The organism is Kocuria sp. NPDC057446, from assembly GCF_042802875.1.
GTDB lineage: Bacteria > Actinomycetota > Actinomycetes > Actinomycetales > Micrococcaceae > Kocuria.
The window spans coordinates 64,432-83,828 of the sequence record NZ_JBHVDI010000001.1 but is presented as its reverse complement, the minus strand read 5'-3'; the positions used below and the strand labels follow the sequence as shown (position 1 = coordinate 83,828).

The following is a 19,397-nucleotide window of genomic DNA, read 5'->3' as shown; positions in this document are numbered from 1 at the left end:
GTGTCCTCGTCTCCGCGAGGACAGCAGGTTCGGTCACTGGTGGCCGGCTCCGATCACCGGTAGCCGGCCTCGGCCAGCAGGTCGACGGCCTCGGCGTTGAGGTCTCCGTAGGCCTCGGCATTCAGGGGCATCCGCTCGAACTCGCCGAAGGCCGCGATGCTGGGTGCCGGCTCCACGGAGGGATTGACCGGGAACTCGTGGTTGGCGTCCACGAACGCGTTCTGGCCGTCGGTCGCGAGCCACTCGATGAGCCGCTGGGCGTCGTCGGCGTTGTCGGAGCCCTCGACCACTCCGGCCCCGGAGATGTTCACGTGCGTGCCGGCGCCGTCCTGGCTGGCCCAGAAGAGGTCGACGTTCAGGTCGGGGTTCTCCTCGAGGGTGCGCGCGAGGTAGTAGTGGTTGTTGATCCCCACGTCGCACGTCCCGGCGTCGATGGCCTCGAGCAGCAGGATGTCGTTGCTCATGATCTGCACGTTGTTGCCGACCCAGCCCTCGACGATCTCCAGTGCCCGCTCCCGGCCGTGGAGGTCGATCAGACTCGCCACCAGGGACTGGGTGTAGGCCGAGGTGGCGTCCCGCATGCACAGCCGGTCCTTCCACTCCGGGTCGGCGAGCCCGGCGTAGGTCTCCGCGCTGTCGAACTCCGCGGTGTCGACGTCGTCCGGGTTGTAGGTGGCGGTGCGCGCGCGCATCGCCAGGCCGTACCACCGGCCCTGCGGGTCGCGCAGGTCCTCCGGCACCGCCTCCTCGAGGGCCGCGGAGTCGAGCGCGGCCAGCTCGTCCTGCCGAGCGGCGTTCCACAGGTTGCCCGCGTCGACGGTCATGAACACGTCCGCCGGGGTGTCGTCCCCCTCCGCCTTGAGGCGCTCGAGGAGTTCGGCGTCGTCGCCCGTGATGAACTCGACGCTGATGCCGGTCTCGTCGGTGAAATCGCCGAAGGCGCCCTCGAGGTCGTAGTGCCGCGCCGAGTAGATCTGCAGGTCGGCCGGCTGCTGACCCAGGCCGAGCGTGCCGCACCCGGTGACCAGGGTCGTCAGCGCGGTCAGGATGCCGGTGGTGACGTACAGGGAACGACGACGCATCGGGGCCTCTTCCGGAGGGCGCGGCGCTCGGAAACCGCGCGACGATCATTTGGCAACGAAAGCGTATCCTAATCGGACCTCCTCGGGTCGCGCCCGGGGGCGAGGCACCGCCACCGCGATGCGGTGTGCACCCTTCAGCACGTGCCGGCCCGCACCGGAATAGCCGTCACGGACGGGCCGTTGCACTGGTCAGGCCGTCGACCGCGGACGGCACCCGTCGAACCCGCTCCGGGTGGAAACCCGTGTCGAAAGGATCCGCGTGGCTCCCGAGCCCGAGTACTACCGCCCCGTCCCGCTGAACAACGACCCCAGCCGGGCCGGGTACTCCCGGCCGTCCTTCGGACAGCAGTACGGGCAGCGGCCCGGTCAGCCGTTCGGCGGGGACGGCCGCGGCGCCCCGCACCCCGGGCCGCCCGTGGTCAACGTGGTGGGCGGCAAGTCCGTGCTCCTCGCCTACGTCCTGTGGCTCTTCCTGGGCTGGCTGGGCATCCACAAGTTCTATCTGCGCCAGCCGGTCTGGGGTCTGATCTACCTGTTCCTCGGCGGCCTGGGCTGGACCCTCGCAGGGGTCGGCGTGGGGATCCTGTTCCTGATCCCGTGGATGCTGCTGATGTTCCTGGACGTCTTCACCATGCCGTTCCGCACGGCGCTCGTGAACGCCTCGATCGCCCGCAGCGCCTACCGGTACTGAGCTCGCGCTCCGTGCGGCCCCGCAGCGCCGGACGCCCCGTTCCGCGCGGACCCGTGGGTGTAGTAGTGTTGTGAGGTCTGTGTGCCCGCCGCCCGACGTGCGGCGCCGGCGCGCGGACGACGCTACAGAACCTCCTGCTGCGGAAGGACCGCAGCCGCTCAGCCCGAAGGAGGTGGGTTCGAACATGCGTGAGTACGAACTGATGGTGATCATCAACCCCGAGGTCGAGGATCGTGCCGTGGAGCCGACTCTCAAGAAGTTCCTCGAGGTCGTCACCAAGGACAACGGGACCGTCGACAACGTCGACATCTGGGGCCGCCGTCGCCTCGCCTACGAGATCCAGAAGAAGACCGAGGGCATCTACGCGGTCGTGCGCTTCACCGCGACCCCGCAGACCACCCAGGAGCTCGACCGCGTGCTGAACCTCAACGAGGCCATCATGCGCACCAAGATCATCCGCCCGGAAGAGCAGAAGATCTCCGCCGAGTAGGGACTTCACAACTGATCGCCGAGGGCGCCCGGACCGGGCCCCCGGTGAGATGCTGCAGAGACCCGAGCACGTCCCGCACGACCGCGAACATCCTCGACCCGGGAGGTCCACATGGCTGGTGACACCGTCATCACCGTAATCGGCAACCTGACCGCTGACCCCGAGCTGCGCTTCACCCCGTCGGGTGCGGCCGTGGCCAACTTCACCGTTGCGTCCACGCCCCGCACCTTCGACCGCCAGTCCAACGAGTGGAAGGACGGGGAGACCCTGTTCCTGCGCTGCTCCGTGTGGCGCGAGGCGGCCGAGAACGTGGCGGAGTCCCTGCAGAAGGGCATGCGCGTCATCGTCCAGGGTCGGCTCAAGTCGCGGTCCTACGAGACCAAGGAAGGCGAGCGGCGCACCGTCACCGAGCTCGACGTCGACGAGGTCGGACCCTCGCTGCGCTACGCGTCGGCGAAGGTCAACCGCAACGCCCGCTCCGGCGGGCAGGGCGGCGGCGGTGGCGGCCAGCAGGGCGGCGGCTTCGGCGCCGGCGCCCCGGCCGGCGGCGGATTCGGGGGCGACTCCGGATTCGGTGGCGGCGGCCAGCAGGGCGGGGGCTCCGGCTTCGGCCAGGGCGGCCGTTCCGGCGGCGGACGCCAGGCCGCTCCGCAGGCCGCGCCCCAGAACGACCCCTGGAGCCAGTCCTCCGGCGGGAACTACGACTGGGGCAGCGGCCAGGACGACGAACCGCCGTTCTAGACCTTCCGCACTTTTCCCATCCACCCCATCCCGCGGTGACAAGCCGCGGGCTCCACTCGAAGAACAAGGAGCACCACGATGGCCAAGGCTGAACTCCGTAAGCCCAAACCAAAGCAGAACCCGCTCAAGGCTGCCAAAGTCACTGAGATCGACTACAAGGACGTTGCGCTGCTGCGCAAGTTCATCTCCGATCGCGGCAAGATCCGCGCCCGCCGCGTCACCGGTGTGACCGTGCAGGAGCAGCGCAAGATCGCCCTGGCGATCAAGAACGCCCGCGAGGTCGCGCTGCTGCCCTACTCCGGCGCCGGCCGCTGATCAGAGAGGACAGACACTCATGGCAAAGATCATCCTGACGACCGAGGTCACGGGTCTCGGCGCTGCCGGTGACGTGGTCGAGGTCAAGAACGGGTACGCCCGCAACTACCTCTTCCCGCGCGGCTTCGCGACCCCGTGGTCGCGCGGCGGCGAGAAGCAGATCGAGAGCATCAAGGCCGCCCGCGCCGCGCGCGAGGTCGCCTCGCTCGAGGACGCCCAGGCCCTGGCCCAGAAGCTGACCTCCGCCACCGTGACCATCCCGGTCAAGGCCGGCTCCGAGGGTCGCCTCTTCGGTACCGTCAAGGCCGAGGACGTGGCCAAGGCCGTCGAGGCCGCCGGTCTCGGCGCCGTGGACAAGCGCAAGGTCGAACTCAACCAGCACATCAAGACCACCGGTGTGTACCAGGCCTCCGTGCGTCTGCACGAGGACGTCAACGCGAACGTCGAGTTCGAGGTCGTCCCCGCCTGATCGGTTTCCCCGGTCCGGCACGGACGAGGAGGGCCCCCGCGGTGCGCCGCGGGGGCCCTCGTCGCGTTGCGGGGTCTGTCCGTCCGTGCTCCGGTGGCCCTTCGGGCCGCGGTCCGGGTTCCTTCGGCGGCGGTTGCCGGACCGTGAGCCCCTCAGCGCGGCCGGACGGCCTCGAGGACGACGTCGAGCGCGGCCTCGGAGGTGCGCACCTGCTGGGCGCGCAGCAGGTCCAGGCCCTTGCCCTCGAGCACGGCCACGGTCTCCTGCAGGCTGGGCCGGGGCACGGCCGGGGGCGGTCCCTCGACGCTGCCGGGGGCGTGCGTGAGCCACAGCAGCCGGCCGCCGGGGACGAGCCACTCGGCCGCGCGGCGCAGCAGGGACAGGTCGTGCTGGAAGTACACGGCGACGATGAGGTCGAACCGCGGGGGCACGGCGTCGGGACCGGAGCGCTGCTCCTGCTCGGGGGTCCAGGTCCGCAGGTCGGCCACCAGGGCACGGCCCGGCAGGCCGTGCTCCGCGAGGGCGCCGGCGATGCTCCGCACGGCACTGGGGGAGAAGTCCACGGCGGTGGGGTCGTAGCCGGCCGCCGCGAGGGCCAGGGTGTGGCGGCCGGTGCCCGCGCCGAGATCCAGGGCGCTCGGCGGGCCGTCGGCGCGCTCCCCGGCCGTGCGCTCCAGGAGGGCGGCGACCTCGGGGTGCGGCTGAGCGCCGTCCGGGGAGGACGCCCCTGAGGCGTACCGGTCCTCCCACATGCGCTGGTTGTCGTCCACGGGGATCTCCTGGGTGGGTCGGGTGCGTGGGCCGGGCGTGCAGGCACCCGCGGGGCGGTGCGGCGGTGCCGCCGGGGTCCCGGGGGACAATGGATGCATGCCGTCCCTGATCTCCCGCGTCCCACCGTCCGCCCTGTACTGGTTCGGCGTGGGGTGCCTGCTCTTCACCGTACTGGCTTTTGTCGTGGCATTCCTGGGTGGGAACTCCGCAGGCCCCGAGACCTCCATGGCGTTCTTCGTGCTCGGGTTCGTCGCCGCGGCGGTGGGGGCCACCGTGACGGCGGTGGTGGCCCTCGCCGGGGCCATCGGCTTCCCGTCCGCCCGCGTCCGGTTCCTGGTGCTGCTCGCCCTGTCGGTGCTCTGCCACCCGCTGCTCTGGCTGGCTCTCGTCGCCTCGGTCGCCTGACGGCCCACCCGTGCCTCCGCGCCGCGGACGGCCCCGGCTGCCCGGGGCCGGCGGCTCCCCGGACCGTGCAGTAACCCACATCGCACAGAACGTCGCTGTGGACGGACGCTGTGCTTCCACCGTCCGCACCGCACAGGGTGTGCACCGACGTCTGCCCAGGTCAGAGCGGATATTGGGGAGAACTGTGACTCATCTTCCACAGGGTTCTCCCCAACCTGTGCACAGCCGTCCACGGCGTTTTCCACCGGTTGTCCACAGGGTGGAAAACTCTCCCGGCTGATAGGCTCGTCGGTCCTCCGGCCGTCGGTCCTCCGGCCGTCGGTCCTCCGGCCGTCGGTCCTCCGGCCGTCGGTCCTCCGGCCGTCGGTCCGGGAGCCGGGCCACGAGCCGGGCCACGAGCCGGTCCACGGCCGCCGTCCGCGCGCGGCGGGCTAGGCTCGGAGGACCCGACCGGTCCGTCGACCGGTCCCAGCGGGGAAGGAGCGGCGGATGCCCCCTCGCACGCGCGTGGCCCTGGCGCTGGGCAGCGGTGGCGCCCGCGGCTACGCCCACATCGGCGTGATCGAGGTGCTCGAGGAGCGCGGCTACGACATCGTGACCGTCGCCGGGAGTTCGATGGGGGCGCTCGTGGGCGCACTCCACGCCGCCGGGCAGCTGGAGGCGTACGCGCAGTGGGTGCGGGGCCTGAGCCAGCGGGACGTGCTGCGGCTGCTGGACCCGTCCCCCTCGGCGCCCGGGGTGATCCGCGCCGAGAAGATCATGGCCAAGGTGCGCGAGCTGCTCGACGGCCGGCTGATCGAGGACCTGCCCATCCCGTTCACGGCGGTGGCCACGGACCTGCTCGCCCGCAAGGAGGTCTGGTTCCAGGAGGGTCCGGTGGACGCGGCCGTGCGCGCGTCGATCGCGCTGCCCAGCATCATCACCCCCGTCATGCTCAACGGCCGGCTGCTCGCGGACGGGGGGATCATGAACCCCGTGCCCATCGCCGCGACCGTCGCCACCCGCGCGGACGTGACGGTGGCGGTCTCCCTGTCCGGGGGGCAGCAGTCCGGGGAGGGCCGGGTCCCGGCCCACGAGACGGCGGCCGTGCGTCCCGCCGAGGAGTGGGCCGAGCGGTTCCGGCGCAGCGCCTCCCACGTGCTGGACCGCGAGCTGACGCGCAGTGTCCTGGAGCGTTTCGCGGACCCGCGCGGCCGAGGCACTCCGTCCCGGTTCCTGCGTCCGGCCGGCGCCGCCCCGGCTGGGACCGCCGAGGACCTGGTGCGGGACGCGGTCCGGGATGCGGTCCGGGACGCGGCCTCGGACGCCCTCCGGGAGACCCCCGGGATGATGACCGCGGAGGAGATTCCCGACGAGATTCCCGAGGAGGTTGCCGAGGAGACCGCCGAGAGGGCCGCGGAGGTGCTCGCGGAGGACGGCTTCGGCGCCCTGCCGGCAGGACTGCGCACCCTCGACGTCATGCAGCTGTCCCTCGAGGTGCTCCAGTCCATGGTGCTGCGCTACCGGCTGGCCGGCTATCCGCCCGACCTGCTCCTCACCGTGCCGAAGAGCGCCGGGCGGCTGCTGGACTTCCACCGGGCGGCCGAGCTCATCGAGCTCGGCCGCCGGATGGCCGAGGAGGCCATCGACCGCGCCGACGAGTTCCCGCCGGCGCGGCCGGGCCCGGCGGCCTAATCCGCCTGGATGATCTCGTCGAGGTTCGCCTCGCTGTCGATGACGTCGTACTTGAGCATCAGCTCGGCGAGGGTCTCGAGCTCGTCGCGGTCCACCTCGGCGTCGAACTCCTCCAGCCGCAGGTTGCTCGCGACCTCCTCCGGCATGTTGAGGAAGCTCACGATGGTCTCGCGCACCCGGTCCGGGTTCTCCTGCGCGAACTGGAGGGCCTCCTCCATGGCGGCGTTGTAGTTCTCGAGGACCTCCGGGTTCTCCTCGGTGAACGCCGTGCTGCTGAAGGTGACCATGGTGTCGAGACCGGGGACCGTGTCCTGGTAGTTGTAGCCGACCAGCGCGGTCTGCTCGCCGTCGATCAGCTGCGTCAGGAACGGCTCCGGGACCCAGGCCGCGTCGATCTCCCCGCGCTCCAGCTGGGCGGGCATGTCCTGGAAGGGCATCTCCACGAAGTTCACGGCGTCGGGATCGCCGCCGTCCTGGCTGACGGCCTCCTTGATGGTCAGGTCGCCCTGGCCGTTGACCGTGTTCACCGCGACCCGCTTGCCGGCCAGGTCGGCCCAGGACGTGATGCCGGCGTCCCGGGTGGCGGCCACGCCGGTGATGTCCTCGCCCTCGGGCATCGAGCTGCTGAAGCCGGTGAGGATCTTCATGTCCAGGCCCTGGCCCTTGGCGAGGATGACCGAGAGGGGGTTGCCCACGCCGATGTCCATGGAGCCGCCCGAGACGGCCGGGAGCATGGCCGCGCCGCCCTGGGCGGTCTCGATCGTGACGTCCAGGCCGTGCTCCTCGAAGATGCCCTCGTCGAGGGCGAGCTGCACGGGCGCGGACGGGGCGATGGGGATGACGCCGATGGTGAGGGGCTGCAGCTCCTCGCCGTCCCCGCCCCCACCGGTGGTGCCTCCGCCGCCGCAGGCGGTCAGGGCGAACGTCAGGACGGTTCCGACGGCGGCTGCTCTGGCGAACGGGTGCTTCATGGTGGTCCTCTTCCTCGGGTCGGTCCGGCCGGCGCGCGACACCGGCGGTTCCGCTGTGAGATGCATCACGCACATCGGTGCCCTCACCGTAGAGGCGAACCGTTGGATTCGTCAACGGTTGAGGCTCTGAATCGTTGGCTTGTCCCCGGAAGGGGACCGCAGCGCCTCACTGGTCGCGCAGCAGCGCCTCCACGGTGCGGGCGAGGTCCAGCAGCACGGCGTCCGCACCTGGTCCCGCCGCGAGCTCCAGGCCCACCGGGAGGCCCTCCGCGGTGCGACCGGCGGGGAGGCTGATGCCGGGCGTGCCGATGATGCCGGCCAGGTCGGAGTGGCGGGTGAAGGTGTCGAAGGTCGGCACGCGGCGTCCGTTGAGCTCCACGGTCTCGTCGTCGCCGATCGGCCGGGCCGTCAGCGGGCAGGTCGGCTGCACCAGGGCCGTCACCCCCTGCGCCTGCATGGCCCCGGTGTACAGCCGCAGGGCCAGCCGGCGCTCCTCCTGGGCCGCCCGGTACTCGTCCTCGGCCGCGCGGAACACCTGCGCCAGCTCCCAGATCCGCCGCACGTCCGGGCTGCGGATGCCGTCCCGGACCTCGTCGAGGGAGTGCCCCGTGCCGCGCGCGTCCAGATAGGCCTGGAGATCGGGCAGGAACTCGTGGAGGGCGATCGTCATGCCCGCCGTGGCGGCCAGCTCGCGGGACGGGCGGACGTCGACGCCCACGAGCTCCGCGCCGGCCGCCTCCAGCGCTCGCAGGGCGGCGCCGAAGACCGTGTCCACGCCCGGCTCCAGGTCCTCGAGGAACAGCTCGGGCACGCCGAGCCGGACGCCGTGCAGCGGGCCGGGGCCCTCGTCGTCGATCTCGAGATGCCGGGCGGGGGGTGCCCCGAGCGGGTGCTCGCCCGCGAGCAGGGCGTCCAGCAGCACGACGTCGTCCACGGTCCGCGCCATGGGCCCGATCGTGTCCCGGGAGTGGGCGATCGGCAGGATTCCCGACGACGGGTAGCGGCCCAGTGTGGGGCGGAACCCCACGACCCCGCACAGGGCGGCGGGGATGCGGGCCGAGCCCCCGGTGTCCGCGGCGACCGCCGCCGGCACCAGGCCCACCGCCACGGCCACGGCCGCGCCCCCGCTGCTGCCGCCGGGGCTCAGGGCCGGGTCGGCGGGATGGCGCACCGGCCCGAACGAGCCGTTGTTGGAGGTGATGCCGAAGGACAGCTCGTGCAGGTTGGTCTTCAGGGCGAACAGGGCCCCCGCCGTCCGCAGGCGGGCCACCGCGGGGGCGTCCCGCACCACCACGTCGCCCTCGAGCGCGCGGGTCCCGCCCGTGGTGGGGAAGCCCGCCACGTCCACGATGTCCTTGACCGCCAGCGGGATCCCGGTCAGCGGGCCCCGGGTCTCCCGGCGGTCCAGCGCGTGGGCGAGGGCCCGGGCCAGCTCCGGGTCCGCGCTGATCACCGCGCCCAGCCGCTGCGCGGTGGGCAGGCTTTCGAGCAGGGCGTCGAGGTGCTCCACATGGCTGATCCGGCCCGCCGCCAGCTCCGCCCGGGTGGTCCGGACGTCCCACGAACGGGGGCCGCTGAGGTCTGTGCTGAGCGTCATGGTCCATGGTGTCCACGGACGCGCCCGGGCGGCAAGCGGTGTCCGCGGTCGGTGCGAGAATGGAGGGGCTGCCCGGAAGGTCGGGGCGGCGTCGTCGTGTGCGCGCCCTGCTGACGGCAGGCCGCGCGGGGAGAGGTGGACCAGGTGTCGATGGTGTCGGAGCGCTCGTCCGGGAGCGACCGGGAGTTCGGCCGGACCCCGCCGCAGGACAACGTCGCGGAGCAGTCGGTGCTCGGCGGGATGATGCTGTCCAAGGACGCGATCGCGGACGTGGTCGAGGTCCTGCGCGGCGTCGACTTCTACAAGCCCGCCCACGAGTCCATCTACGAGGCCGTGATCTCCCTGTACGGCCACGGCGAGCCGGCCGACGCCATCACCGTGGCCGACGAGCTGACCAAGCGCGGCGAGATCGAGCGCGTCGGCGGACCCGCCTACCTGCACACCCTCATCTCCTCCGTGCCCACCGCCGCCAACGCCGGCTTCTACGCCGAGATCGTCCGTGAGCGCGGCGTGCTGCGCCGGCTCGTGGAGGCCGGCACCAAGATCGTGCAGCTGGGCTACAGCTCGGACGGTGAGGTCGACGACATCGTCAACGCCGCCCAGGCCGAGATCTACCAGGTGGCCGAGCGCCGCTCCTCCGAGGACTACACGGTGCTCAAGGAGGTCATCGAGTCCACGGTGGACGAGATCGAGGCCGCCGGCTCCCGCGGCGAGGGCATGCGAGGGGTGCCCACCGGCTTCATCGAGCTCGACGAGCTGACCCAGGGCTTCCAGGGCGGTCAGATGATCGTCATCGCCGCGAGACCGGCCATGGGCAAGTCGACGCTGGCCCTCGACGTCGCGCGGTCCGCGGCGATCAAGCACAACCAGACCACGGTGATCTTCTCCCTCGAGATGAGCCGCAACGAGATCGCCATGCGTCTGCTCTCCGCCGAGGCCACGCTGAACATGCAGGACCTGCGCAAGGGCCGGCTGCAGGACGAGCAGTGGGCCAAGATCGCCACCACGATGGGCAAGATGGACTCTGCGCCGCTGTTCATCGACGACTCCCCGAACATGTCGCTGATGGAGATCCGGGCGAAGTGCCGCCGGCTCAAGCAGAAGCACGACCTGAAGCTCGTGGTGCTGGACTACCTCCAGCTCATGAGCTCGGGCAAGAAGGTCGAATCCCGCCAGCAGGAGGTCTCGGAGTTCTCCCGTGCTCTCAAGCTGCTGGCCAAGGAGCTCGAGGTCCCGGTCATCGCCCTGTCCCAGCTCAACCGTGGTTCGGAGCAGCGACAGGACAAGAAGCCGATGGTGTCCGACCTCCGCGAGAGTGGGTCCATCGAGCAGGACGCGGACATGGTGATCCTGCTGCACCGCGACGACGTCTACGACAAGGAGTCGCCGCGTGCCGGCGAGGCCGACGTCATCGTGGCCAAGCACCGCAACGGTCCCACCAAGACGATCGTGGTGGCGTTCCAGGGTCACTACTCCCGGTTCGCGAACATGGCGCACGAAGGACTCTGACACTTGCCCGGGCCGGGCAGATCCGCTCGACCGCCGCCGTCGTGATGTCACAGCTGGTCCGGTGTGCGGCTCCCCGTGTCCGGGGCCTGGGCAGCACCGAGAGGTGTGGGTCACAATGGTGCGAACTCTTCGGTGAGCCGGAGATCGGTCATGCGGAGCGGGATTCCCCACGGAGCGGCTCACGGTCGACAGGGGGGGTGCTGGCACATGGGCGAGGTGTTCCGCCACGAGCTCACGATCTCGGATCCGGACGTGCTGCCCGCGCTCGGTGAGCGGACCGGCATGCGCTTCGGCTACAGCTCCACCGACCCCGGATTCTCCTACCGGCTCTCGCGGGGAGGGGACGAGCACCTCGCCGTGTCCTCGGTGCACGTGGGCGGAACGATGTCCTTGTGGGGGGACACCCAGGCCTTCACGGTGGCTCATGTGCGGGGCACCCGGTACGACTGGCAGATCCGCGAGGAGACCGGTTCCGCGGTGGCGGGCTCCCCGGTGCTGTTCCGGCCCGATCACCCGTCCGTGGTGGTGGCCCAGGACGTGGACGTGACCATGGCCCATCTGCCGGTGCATCTCGTGCAGGCCACGGCCGACACCGTCTACGGCACGGAGACCCCGGTGGGGTTCGCGTCCTCCGTGCCGGCAGGCCCTCGGCTGGGCGAGTGCTGGTCCGCCATCGTGCGTCGCGGCGCCGAGGTGCTGGGGTCGGCGGCCTTCGACGAGCCCGTGGTGCGCGCCGATCTCACCCGGCACCTGACCGTGGGCCTGCTGGAGTGCTTCGCTCTGCTCGGGGACCGGGAAGAGCGGTACCTGTCCATGGAGGCCCAGTCCCGCCGGTACCGGATCGCGGTGCAGTTCTTCGACGACCACGCCGCGGAGCCCGTCACGGTGGAGGACGCCGCCCGTGCGGCCCGGACGACCACGAAGGCCCTCCTGCGGGCCTTCCGGGCCAACCACCCCGCAGGGTTGACCCCGGCCCAGTACCTGCGCCGCACCCGGATCAACGCCGCCCATCGCGAACTGCAGGACGCCGACCCGGGGCGCGGGGACACCGTGAAGGGGATCGCCGCCCGATGGGGCTTCACCCATCCGGGGCGCTTCGCGCAGTACTACCGGCAGGTCTACGGAACCTCGCCCAGCCGCACTCTCGGCCGCTGACGGACGTCGTCGGGCCGGCCTCGGCAGCAGCGTCACCGTGCTCCGGCGAAGGGGCGGAGCGATGCCGCGCTGACCGGTCGGCCTTTGCGCCACGCGCGTCCCTGCACACATCGTCCTGCCCCCCGTGGGATGCGAGACGTCTTGTCCTGGGGAAGTGCACCGGGACCATGAACCGCCGAGACAGGTCACGGTCTTCCGGCGGACCTGGATGGCCGCTCTGGCCTACGCGAGCAGGTCCGGGTCGGCGATGAGGTCGGACTCGAGGTGATCAAAGTCCTGACCGCCGTCGGGGGCGGTCCACATCCTCGGTCGTGGGACGGCCGTCGTCGGCATCTTCGTTCTCGGCCCATCGTCGGCGAGGCGTGTTCCACACGTCAGGCCGGGACTGCCGTTCCGTCTTGTCCCTGCAGAGTCGACCAGCGGCATTCTCCACCACTACGGGGGATGCGCCACTACGGGGGATGCGCGTTCACTGCGTGCTCGAACGCAGAGGCGTCCTCACGGAGAAGTTCTGCATCTCGTCGGGACGAAGCACGGCCGCGGCCAGGGTCGCGGCCAGGTGCCGGTGCGCGGCATTCGCGGTCAGCCGTCCCAGCCGCACGCTGTCGGCGGCACCGACCATCAGCCACGTCAGCATCGCCAGGAACCACTCCGGGTCCACCTCGACACGGAAGGACCCGCTCTCCTGTCCTCGACGCACCAGTCGGCGCAGCTCCTCCTCCGTCTGCGCGGTCCGGCCCATCAGTGAGGTCTCCACGTGCTCCCCCAGCGGTTGCAGCCCGAGGAGTCCGACCACCGGCGCCAGGCGGCCGAGACCTTCCACCACACGGGCCAAGGCCTGCGTCGGGGGACCCTCGTGCGGCGCGGCCTCGTCCACCGCCCGCACATAGGCCTGTGCCGCTGCCTGACACAGCTCGGCAATCAACGCGGCGCGGGAGGGGAACCGTCGGAACAGCGTCGCCCTGCTGATGCCCACGGCCTGGGCCAACTCCTGCATCGACGCCGCCGGCGCCAGGGCCAAGTGCCGCGCGGCCGACGCCGCGACAGCATCGACGAACACCTCATCGGTCGACACCGGGTGCGAGGGCACGGACGAGGAGGCCGAGATGTTGTCCATTTCCCGATTCTATCCGCATGAGACTACAACGTCTCAAATGAGCTAGTCTTGTCTCATGTTGACGACTGGTCTCCTCGCTGCGATCGCCGGTCTGGCTGCCCTGGACTCCCTCAATCCGGCGACGATCGCCGGGGTGGCCTTGATCCTGCTGGCCCCGGTGCCCCGCCCCGCGAGCACCGCACTGGCCTACGTGGCCGGCGCCTATCTCGTGGTGTTCGCGGTGGGGGCCGGACTGTTCATCGGCAGCGGGGAGCTGGGCCAGGCCGTACAGGGGGCGGCCGTGTGGGTGCGGCGTGGGGCGCTGCTGCTGGCCGCGCTCATCCTTCTGGTCATCGCCGCTCGACGCCTGCGGACCCGCACGCGTCCTGCGGTGGTCCTGCCGGGCTGGTTCAGCCCCTGGACCGCCGGCCCGCTGGGGGTGCTGGCCACCGGGGCGGACCTGCCCAACGCCTTCCCCTACCTGGTGGCCATCGAGCGTCTGAACGCCGCTCAGGTGCCCACCGGTGCCGGCGTCAGCGTTCTGGCCCTCTACGCCGTCGTGTACTGCCTCCCGTGCCTGGTGCTGCTCGTCGCGGGCCTGGCCTGGCGCAGACGCATCACGGCTCCGCTGCAACGGGTGTACGACCGCCTCGGTGCGGAGCGCGTCCAGCAACGATCCGTTCCTGCCGCGACCGGACTGCTGCTCGTGGCGGGCATCCTGATCGTCCTGGCGTTCACCGTGTGACCGCCCGGACGCGATGACCGGGACGTCCCGTCCACAGAGCCGAGGAGCCAGTACGCGAGAGCGGCACAAGTCGAGGGCTGCGGGACGTCCCATCGTGGGTGGTGGACGCACCATTCGTCGCGTGAGCGTTCTGGGGTGGTGTTGCGGTACACGAGGGGCGAGGCGCAGACCTGTTCTGGGCAGGTGGCCCTCAGGCCGTGTCGGTGCGGGACTCTCTGCCGGTCAATCGGTCGGCGGCTCTGTCGGAGCGGGCAGTCACGGGCACGGTGGAGGTGGCTTTGGCAAGGCCGGCAGTGGGCATGCCGACGTAGATGGATTCGGCGCGGGCGACCACAAAGGTCTCGTGCCAGATTCCCACAGTGCCTGGTGCTTTCCGGGCCAACCGGTTGAACTTTGCCCAGGCGGGCCGATGCTCGGCGTGGGGATCGGAGGCGTAGGCGTAGAGCTTCTGCGTCGAACTCCAGTACTGGATGACCGTCGGACCACCCGCCCCGAAGGTCATGCGGTAACCCAGCAGGCCGGAGTCCGGGTCGGTCGTGAGCTCCTTGAGCATCGGCGGCATGGCGGAGAAGGATGGCCACCATTGGCGTACCCGCCAGGGTCTGTTGATGCGCATGCCGATGAGGAAGACGACCAGTTCATCGCCGGTGTAGGCGTGGGTCACACGGTTCAGGTTGACCTTGGCCATGGAGTGCTCCTTCGGTTGGACCAGCCGTTCTCCAGCTGTGAGCCGACGATCGACATCGATGGCCTGCCGCTCCAGTCGGCAGGGGCGCGTGCTGCTCACGCGTCCCGTGTGCCAACCATCCCCCCGCGCATCCCGCATGCCAAGAGGTTGAGGGATCTCTTCGGGGATGTCGACGTGATTCATCTGGGGGTCGACGATCGGAGTCACAATGTCCAGGACGAGGACGTTCTACCCTGAGAGCGGCGCAGCGCCATCGGTTGTTCCGAACACGGATTCACAAGCCATGGGATGCGAGACGTCTCATCCTATGAATTTTGCGGCTACGAACTTTGGCGGATTTCCGCGACCCGGCAAGTCTTGCAACTATGTGCTTTATCTATGTGGCTAGATTCGTGTACTAGACATTGGTTGCGAGACACTTAGGGGTTGCGATGGGGAAGCTGATCGGGTATGGGCGAGTGTCGACGCGGGATCAGGACGCGGACCGTCAGGTGTCTGATCTGCTGGCTGCCGGCGTGCGGCGTGATGATCTCCATGTGGATCATGGAGTGTCTGGAGCCCACGCTTCACGGCCGAAGTTCGACAGGGCCGTGGCCGCTCTCGAGGAGGGCGATACGTTGGTGATTACCACCCTGGACCGGTTGGGGCGGTCGACGCAGAACATGCTGGCCTTCGCCGAGGCGCTGCGGGGCAGGGGAGCGGGGTTGCGGGTGCTGAACCTGGGTGGGGGAGATGTGGATACCCATACTCCGATGGGCTCGATGGTCTTCACCGTGATGGCAGCCCTGGCCCAGATGGAGCTGGAGATCAAACGGGAGCGGATCACGGACTCGGTGGCCAAGCGTCGGGCTGCCGGCAAGGACCTGGGCGGGCGGCGAGCGACCTTCACGGACAGTCAGATTCGAAGCGCCCTCCGGTTGATCGAGGGCGGGGAGTCGGCGACCCAGGTGGCACGGGACATGGAGATGTCGCGAGCCACCCTGTATCGGCGCATCCGGGAGCTCCCTCAGCCGACGATCTGAGGCGATCACGGGCGACTGGCCGTGATGCCCACGTCGCCCGGAGGCGGGGTTTATCACCGGGTGGGTCGAATGAGCTCTCGTGTGTATCGCGGCGACATTTGGCGGTGTTCTGATGGTGCTAAATGGCCGCTTCGGTACTCTGCGATGAGATCCGGGTCGACGAGCCGGTCGAGCAGGGGGCGATCGAGGGTTTGATCGGTTCCGGGCGGTCGTCCCACTTCCTGGTAGGGGGACGACGGTCCTGACGCCTCACTCAGGGCCGACAGAGAGGGTGGTCCTCCGGAGGAACCGGTGGACCAGGCCTGGTCTTCCTCAGACCGGTTCTACGTCGGACCGGTGGAGTTCACCGCCGGATACAGCAGCGGGTGGCCGTCATGGCGGGCAAAGGGTGAGCCCGGGTGGGCCAGGGGGCGTACCCCGTGCCGCTCGATCGCACGTCCGTAGCTGCCCACCACAGATGCGGTGGCGGCCCGCCAGCCGAGCCTCTCTGCCTCGGCCCGTGCGGCCACCCCCATGCGCGCGCGCAGTACGTCGTCGCCCAGCAGCTGCCGCAAGCGGGCGGTGAACCCATCCGTGTCCCCGGGGTCCACGAGGAAGCCAGTGGTCCCGTGGTCAATCGCAAAAGGGATTCCGCCCGCCCGGGCACCGACCACCGGGACACCGCTGGCCAGCGATTCCAGGGCCACCAGGCCCAGGGTTTCCGTGGTGGAGGGAAAAGCGAACACGTCGGCCGAGGCGTACGCCGCGGCGAGCTGCTCCCCGCGCAGGTATCCCGTGAAGACCGTCCCGGTGCCGGCGAAGCGCCGTTCGAGCTCCGCCCGGTGTGGTCCGTCCCCGACCACGGCGAGCCGGGTGCCGGGCAGCCGCCGGATCGGCTCGAGCAGGGCCTCGAGGTTTTTTTCCCGTGACAGCCGTCCCACCGCGAGCACCAGCCGGTCCTCGCGGTGGTTGTCCGTGAGCCGGACGCGCATGGCGGGGGAGGCCTTCGCCGGGGAGAACGACCGGGTGTCCACGGCCTTGGGCCACAGCGCCACGTTACGAATGCCCATGCCGGTGGCCTGCTCGACCATGGGCCCCGAGGTGCACAGGTTGACCTGGGCCAGATTGTGCAGGGCACGGGTCCACCGCTGTGCGGCCCCGCGCAACGGGCTGAGCCCGAGTGCGCTCAGGTACTGGGGGACGTCCGTGTGGAAGGACGCGAGCAGGGGCAGGTCCCGCCACCGCGCCGAGAGCGCCCCGTAGGCGGCCAGGCATACGGGGTTCACCGCGTGCACGACATCGGGGCGGAACGCCGTCACGGCCCGTTCTACCTGCGGGGTCGGCAGCCCCGCCCGAATCTCCGGGTACCAGGGCCGGAAGGGGAACGACCCGACACGGGCGACGGTGTGGGATCCGTACCGGTCCGGGGGCTTACCCGGAGCGAAAACCAGGGCCTCGTGACCCATGTCCCCCAGTTCCTCCAGGGTGCGCGTGAGCTGGGTGACCACGCCGTCGACGTTAGGCAGAAAAGTCTCCGTGAACACCGCGATCCGCATGCCGGGCTCAGATCCCAGCGGAAGCGCGGTACGGCACCGGCTCGGCGTCGGTGTCGCGCCGGGCGATGTTGTCGACGACGAGCACCTCTTGACCCGCGGCCGACTGGTGCAGGGCGGCGGGCCAGCCGCAGAAGCCGTCGCCTCCGAGGATCGCGATTTTCACTGGTGCTCCGTTCCCGGGCCGGACGGTGCCGGGCCCGTGTTGTTCCCTCCCCGGCGTGGAGCACGTGCGCGAAGCGCACGTGAACAGACCACGTTCGACATCTCGGCCACCAGCGAGCCAGTCCGACTGGCCACGACCCCCGTGAGAACACCAGCTCGGATTGCTACCTACCAACGTAAGTTCCTGGACGTGGATAGTCACCTCTCACGAACGACCCTGAACCTGACCATAGGCAAAGGCGGGACCGATGCACGGATAAGCGACATTTTGACCTGCTTAGTACCCACGCCGTGGTTGTGGCTGACCGAATTGCCGCTGAGCCGCCTGTAGCGCCGAATAGGATGGCTGGGCCACCCCGTCCCCTCTGGTGGCGTGAAGGAGTAGCCCCGTGACATCCCCCCGCATCGCCTTCCTGGACATCGACGGAACGATCCTCGACCACGGCAAGGCCATCGCTCCCTCAACCGTTGCAGCGATCCGGGGGGCGCGCGCGGCGGGGCACCTGGTGTATCTGTGCACCGGGCGTGCGGCCGGGGCAATTCCCGGTGAGGTGAGCGCGATCGGTTTTGACGGGGCGGTCACCAATGGCGGCGCGTATGCCACCAGCGGGGAGGAGACCGTCGTGGCCGCGACCATGCCGCGTGAGGCGGTGCAGCGGCTCATGACCTATTTCGAGGGCAGCGGCATCCTCTTTTTCCTGCAGACCGATGCCGCCGTCCACGCCTCCCCGCAGGTGCAGGACAAGTTCAACGCAATGATGCGCCGCTGGGAGAGTGACCACGGTGAGCCGGACGAGTCGCAGACCGCCCCGCAGGAGGCGCCACGAGCTCAAGGTCTCGCCGAGGTCGACCTCGACCGTGTCGCGAAAGCGGTGTTCCTGGGGGAGTCTGTGGACACGGTCACCCGCGCCCAGGAGGAGCTCGGCGACCGGTTCCACATCGTGCCCGGGAGCATGCCGCTGCCCGGTGGGTCCAACGGTGAGGTCGGGATGCGCGGCACCACCAAGGGCTCGGCCATCGAGTCGGTGCTCGAGCACCTCGGCCTCGACCGGGCGTCGGCGATCGGCATCGGTGACAGCTGGAACGACGTGGAGATGTTCCAGGTGTGCGGGAGGGGCATCGCGATGGGCAATGCCGCCCCGGAGCTGAAGAGTTTGGCCGATGAGTCGACGACGAGCGTGCGTGAGGACGGGGTGTGGAACGCGTTCGTGCGTCACGGTCTCGTCGCCGGCGAAGTACTCATCCCGGCGGCGTCCTGACAGCCGGTAGAGGTTCGCGGTTATCCCCGCGCTGATCGGTATGGAGTGGACCCCCTGGCACACCGCAGGCGGCCAGTCCCTGCGGCCTGGGAACCGGTCCTCTCGAATGCGGGCAGGGCAGCTCGGCCGGCTGTCCGGGCGGTGCGGGTTTCGTGGGTCGTCGGAGGAGCTATCGCACCCGGAGATCGTCGACCATCCGGGCGACGTGCAGGGTGAGGTAGGTGACCTCGTCCTCGGTGAGCGGTTCCCCCAGGCGCAGCTCCAGCACTGCCTGCAGTTTTAGCGCGGTGCCGAAGGCCTCCGGGTAGGCCTCCCGGATGGCGGTGCTGAGGCGGGTGGCGCCCTCGTCGAGCTGGCGGCCGGTGTGGGCGCGGACGAAGAAGTAGCGCAGGTGGGTGATGAAGCGGGCGGCGTTGATGGTGTCGCGATCGAAGGGCCGGCTGTATGACTGCTCGAGGACCTCGAACAGCTGGGTGAAGACCCCGGTCATCTGGTAGGTGAAGGACAGATCACCGCTGGCGAACCCGGCGTTGACCAGGTGCAGGGCGATCGGGACGGCCTCCGCCTGCGGCAGGGGTTGCTCGACGTGGGTGTTGACGTGGTCGAGGATCCGTTGGGCGATGCGCAGTTCGTCGGGGTAGAGGTGGGCGACCTCCGCGCGTAGGGGGTATTCGATGTCGATGCCCTGGCGCAGGCGCTTGATGGCGAAGCTGAGGTGGTCGGCCAGTCCCACGACCGTGGTGGAGCTCAACGGGGCGGCCATGTCGGTGCGGGCGATTTCCAGGGCCTGGTCGGCCAGTAGCAGGTGCTCCGGGGGGATCGCTGCCACCAGGGCCCCGAAGTTGTCCGCGTCGCGCCCGTCCTCGGGCACGAAGACCCGCACCACCTTGGTTTCATCGACCTTTTTGCCCGGTTTGGCCTGGAAGCCCAGGCCTCGTCCGGTGAGGATGACCTCGCCGCCGGAGGATTGGCGGGCGAGGACGACGTTGTTGTTGAAGACACGCAGGACCTCCACGTCGT

At 70.1% G+C, this 19,397-nt stretch carries 21 protein-coding genes; 12 read left to right on the top strand and 9 right to left on the bottom strand.

Annotated elements, in window-relative coordinates:
• Positions 1-53 precede the first annotated feature (53 nt).
• Complete coding sequence (locus tag ACFU0Y_RS00405) at positions 54-1,082, bottom strand: extracellular solute-binding protein (protein ID WP_380212458.1); 1,029 nt, start codon at positions 1,080-1,082, stop codon at positions 54-56.
• 259 nt (positions 1,083-1,341) lie between these two features.
• Here ACFU0Y_RS00405 and ACFU0Y_RS00400 point away from each other — a divergent pair, with 259 nt between their 5' ends.
• The 5 genes from ACFU0Y_RS00400 (at position 1,342) to rplI (ending at position 3,788) form a co-directional block, all read left to right on the top strand.
• Positions 1,342-1,773: a TM2 domain-containing protein gene (locus tag ACFU0Y_RS00400; RefSeq protein ID WP_380212457.1), complete on the top strand. Its 432-nt coding sequence runs from the start codon at positions 1,342-1,344 to the stop codon at positions 1,771-1,773.
• Positions 1,774-1,957: 184 nt separating this feature from the next.
• Complete coding sequence (gene rpsF / locus ACFU0Y_RS00395; RefSeq protein WP_035924389.1) at positions 1,958-2,263, top strand: 30S ribosomal protein S6; 306 nt, start codon at positions 1,958-1,960, stop codon at positions 2,261-2,263.
• Between the two features lie 111 nt (positions 2,264-2,374).
• On the top strand, positions 2,375-3,004 hold the full coding sequence (locus tag ACFU0Y_RS00390) for a single-stranded DNA-binding protein (protein ID WP_380212456.1): 630 nt from the start codon (positions 2,375-2,377) through the stop codon (positions 3,002-3,004).
• A gap of 78 nt (positions 3,005-3,082) precedes the next feature.
• Positions 3,083-3,319 carry a 30S ribosomal protein S18 gene (gene rpsR / locus ACFU0Y_RS00385; RefSeq protein ID WP_017835048.1) on the top strand — a complete coding sequence of 79 codons (237 nt, stop codon included), beginning with the start codon at positions 3,083-3,085 and terminating at the stop codon, positions 3,317-3,319.
• Between the two features lie 19 nt (positions 3,320-3,338).
• On the top strand, positions 3,339-3,788 hold the full coding sequence (gene rplI, locus ACFU0Y_RS00380) for a 50S ribosomal protein L9 (RefSeq protein WP_298587300.1): 450 nt from the start codon (positions 3,339-3,341) through the stop codon (positions 3,786-3,788).
• Positions 3,789-3,940: 152 nt separating this feature from the next.
• Here rplI and ACFU0Y_RS00375 read toward each other — a convergent pair whose 3' ends face one another.
• Positions 3,941-4,558, bottom strand: coding sequence for a class I SAM-dependent methyltransferase (locus ACFU0Y_RS00375; protein WP_380212455.1), 618 nt, complete (start codon positions 4,556-4,558; stop codon positions 3,941-3,943).
• A 97-nt stretch (positions 4,559-4,655) separates the two neighbouring features.
• Here ACFU0Y_RS00375 and ACFU0Y_RS00370 point away from each other — a divergent pair, with 97 nt between their 5' ends.
• Positions 4,656-4,964: a hypothetical protein gene (locus tag ACFU0Y_RS00370; RefSeq protein ID WP_380212454.1), complete on the top strand. Its 309-nt coding sequence runs from the start codon at positions 4,656-4,658 to the stop codon at positions 4,962-4,964.
• 489 nt (positions 4,965-5,453) lie between these two features.
• Positions 5,454-6,638, top strand: coding sequence for a patatin-like phospholipase family protein (locus ACFU0Y_RS00365; RefSeq protein WP_380212453.1), 1,185 nt, complete (start codon positions 5,454-5,456; stop codon positions 6,636-6,638).
• Here the strand turns inward: ACFU0Y_RS00365 and ACFU0Y_RS00360 are convergent.
• Both ACFU0Y_RS00360 and ACFU0Y_RS00355 read right to left on the bottom strand, forming a co-directional pair.
• A complete protein-coding gene (locus ACFU0Y_RS00360) occupies positions 6,635-7,609 on the bottom strand; it encodes an ABC transporter substrate-binding protein (protein ID WP_380212452.1) in 975 nt (324 codons plus the stop codon). The two genes, ACFU0Y_RS00365 and ACFU0Y_RS00360, sit on opposite strands and share 4 nt — an antisense overlap.
• Before the next feature lie 166 nt (positions 7,610-7,775).
• Positions 7,776-9,206, bottom strand: a complete 1,431-nt coding sequence (locus tag ACFU0Y_RS00355; RefSeq protein WP_380212451.1) for an amidase family protein — start codon at positions 9,204-9,206, stop codon at positions 7,776-7,778.
• A 150-nt stretch (positions 9,207-9,356) separates the two neighbouring features.
• On the opposite strand from ACFU0Y_RS00355, the gene dnaB reads away from it, so the two are divergent.
• Together dnaB and ACFU0Y_RS00345 are read left to right on the top strand one after the other, a co-directional pair.
• The gene (gene dnaB / locus ACFU0Y_RS00350) at positions 9,357-10,715 is read left to right on the top strand and encodes a replicative DNA helicase (protein WP_380212463.1); all 1,359 of its coding nucleotides are present in this window, start codon (positions 9,357-9,359) and stop codon (positions 10,713-10,715) included.
• Positions 10,716-10,922: 207 nt separating this feature from the next.
• Complete coding sequence (locus ACFU0Y_RS00345; protein ID WP_380212450.1) at positions 10,923-11,870, top strand: helix-turn-helix transcriptional regulator; 948 nt, start codon at positions 10,923-10,925, stop codon at positions 11,868-11,870.
• Positions 11,871-12,339: 469 nt separating this feature from the next.
• Here ACFU0Y_RS00345 and ACFU0Y_RS00340 read toward each other — a convergent pair whose 3' ends face one another.
• Entirely contained in the window at positions 12,340-12,987 is a 648-nt protein-coding gene (locus tag ACFU0Y_RS00340) for a TetR/AcrR family transcriptional regulator (protein WP_380212449.1), read from the bottom strand.
• A 55-nt stretch (positions 12,988-13,042) separates the two neighbouring features.
• On the opposite strand from ACFU0Y_RS00340, the gene ACFU0Y_RS00335 reads away from it, so the two are divergent.
• A complete protein-coding gene (locus ACFU0Y_RS00335) occupies positions 13,043-13,711 on the top strand; it encodes a GAP family protein (RefSeq protein ID WP_380212448.1) in 669 nt (222 codons plus the stop codon).
• A gap of 190 nt (positions 13,712-13,901) precedes the next feature.
• On the opposite strand, the gene ACFU0Y_RS00330 is transcribed toward ACFU0Y_RS00335, so the two are convergent.
• Complete coding sequence (locus ACFU0Y_RS00330; RefSeq protein ID WP_380212447.1) at positions 13,902-14,399, bottom strand: DUF4188 domain-containing protein; 498 nt, start codon at positions 14,397-14,399, stop codon at positions 13,902-13,904.
• 431 nt (positions 14,400-14,830) lie between these two features.
• Here ACFU0Y_RS00330 and ACFU0Y_RS00325 point away from each other — a divergent pair, with 431 nt between their 5' ends.
• Positions 14,831-15,421: a recombinase family protein gene (locus ACFU0Y_RS00325; RefSeq protein ID WP_380212446.1), complete on the top strand. Its 591-nt coding sequence runs from the start codon at positions 14,831-14,833 to the stop codon at positions 15,419-15,421.
• 323 nt (positions 15,422-15,744) lie between these two features.
• On the opposite strand, the gene ACFU0Y_RS00320 is transcribed toward ACFU0Y_RS00325, so the two are convergent.
• Positions 15,745-16,908, bottom strand: coding sequence for a glycosyltransferase family 4 protein (locus ACFU0Y_RS00320; RefSeq protein ID WP_380212445.1), 1,164 nt, complete (start codon positions 16,906-16,908; stop codon positions 15,745-15,747).
• 55 nt (positions 16,909-16,963) lie between these two features.
• On the bottom strand, positions 16,964-17,119 hold the full coding sequence (locus tag ACFU0Y_RS00315; RefSeq protein WP_380212444.1) for a hypothetical protein: 156 nt from the start codon (positions 17,117-17,119) through the stop codon (positions 16,964-16,966).
• A 388-nt stretch (positions 17,120-17,507) separates the two neighbouring features.
• Between ACFU0Y_RS00315 and ACFU0Y_RS00310 the strand changes: the two genes are divergently transcribed.
• Complete coding sequence (locus ACFU0Y_RS00310; RefSeq protein ID WP_380212443.1) at positions 17,508-18,377, top strand: Cof-type HAD-IIB family hydrolase; 870 nt, start codon at positions 17,508-17,510, stop codon at positions 18,375-18,377.
• Positions 18,378-18,546: 169 nt separating this feature from the next.
• Here ACFU0Y_RS00310 and ACFU0Y_RS00305 read toward each other — a convergent pair whose 3' ends face one another.
• A complete protein-coding gene (locus ACFU0Y_RS00305) occupies positions 18,547-19,392 on the bottom strand; it encodes a PRD domain-containing protein (protein ID WP_380212442.1) in 846 nt (281 codons plus the stop codon).
• Positions 19,393-19,397 lie beyond the last annotated feature (5 nt).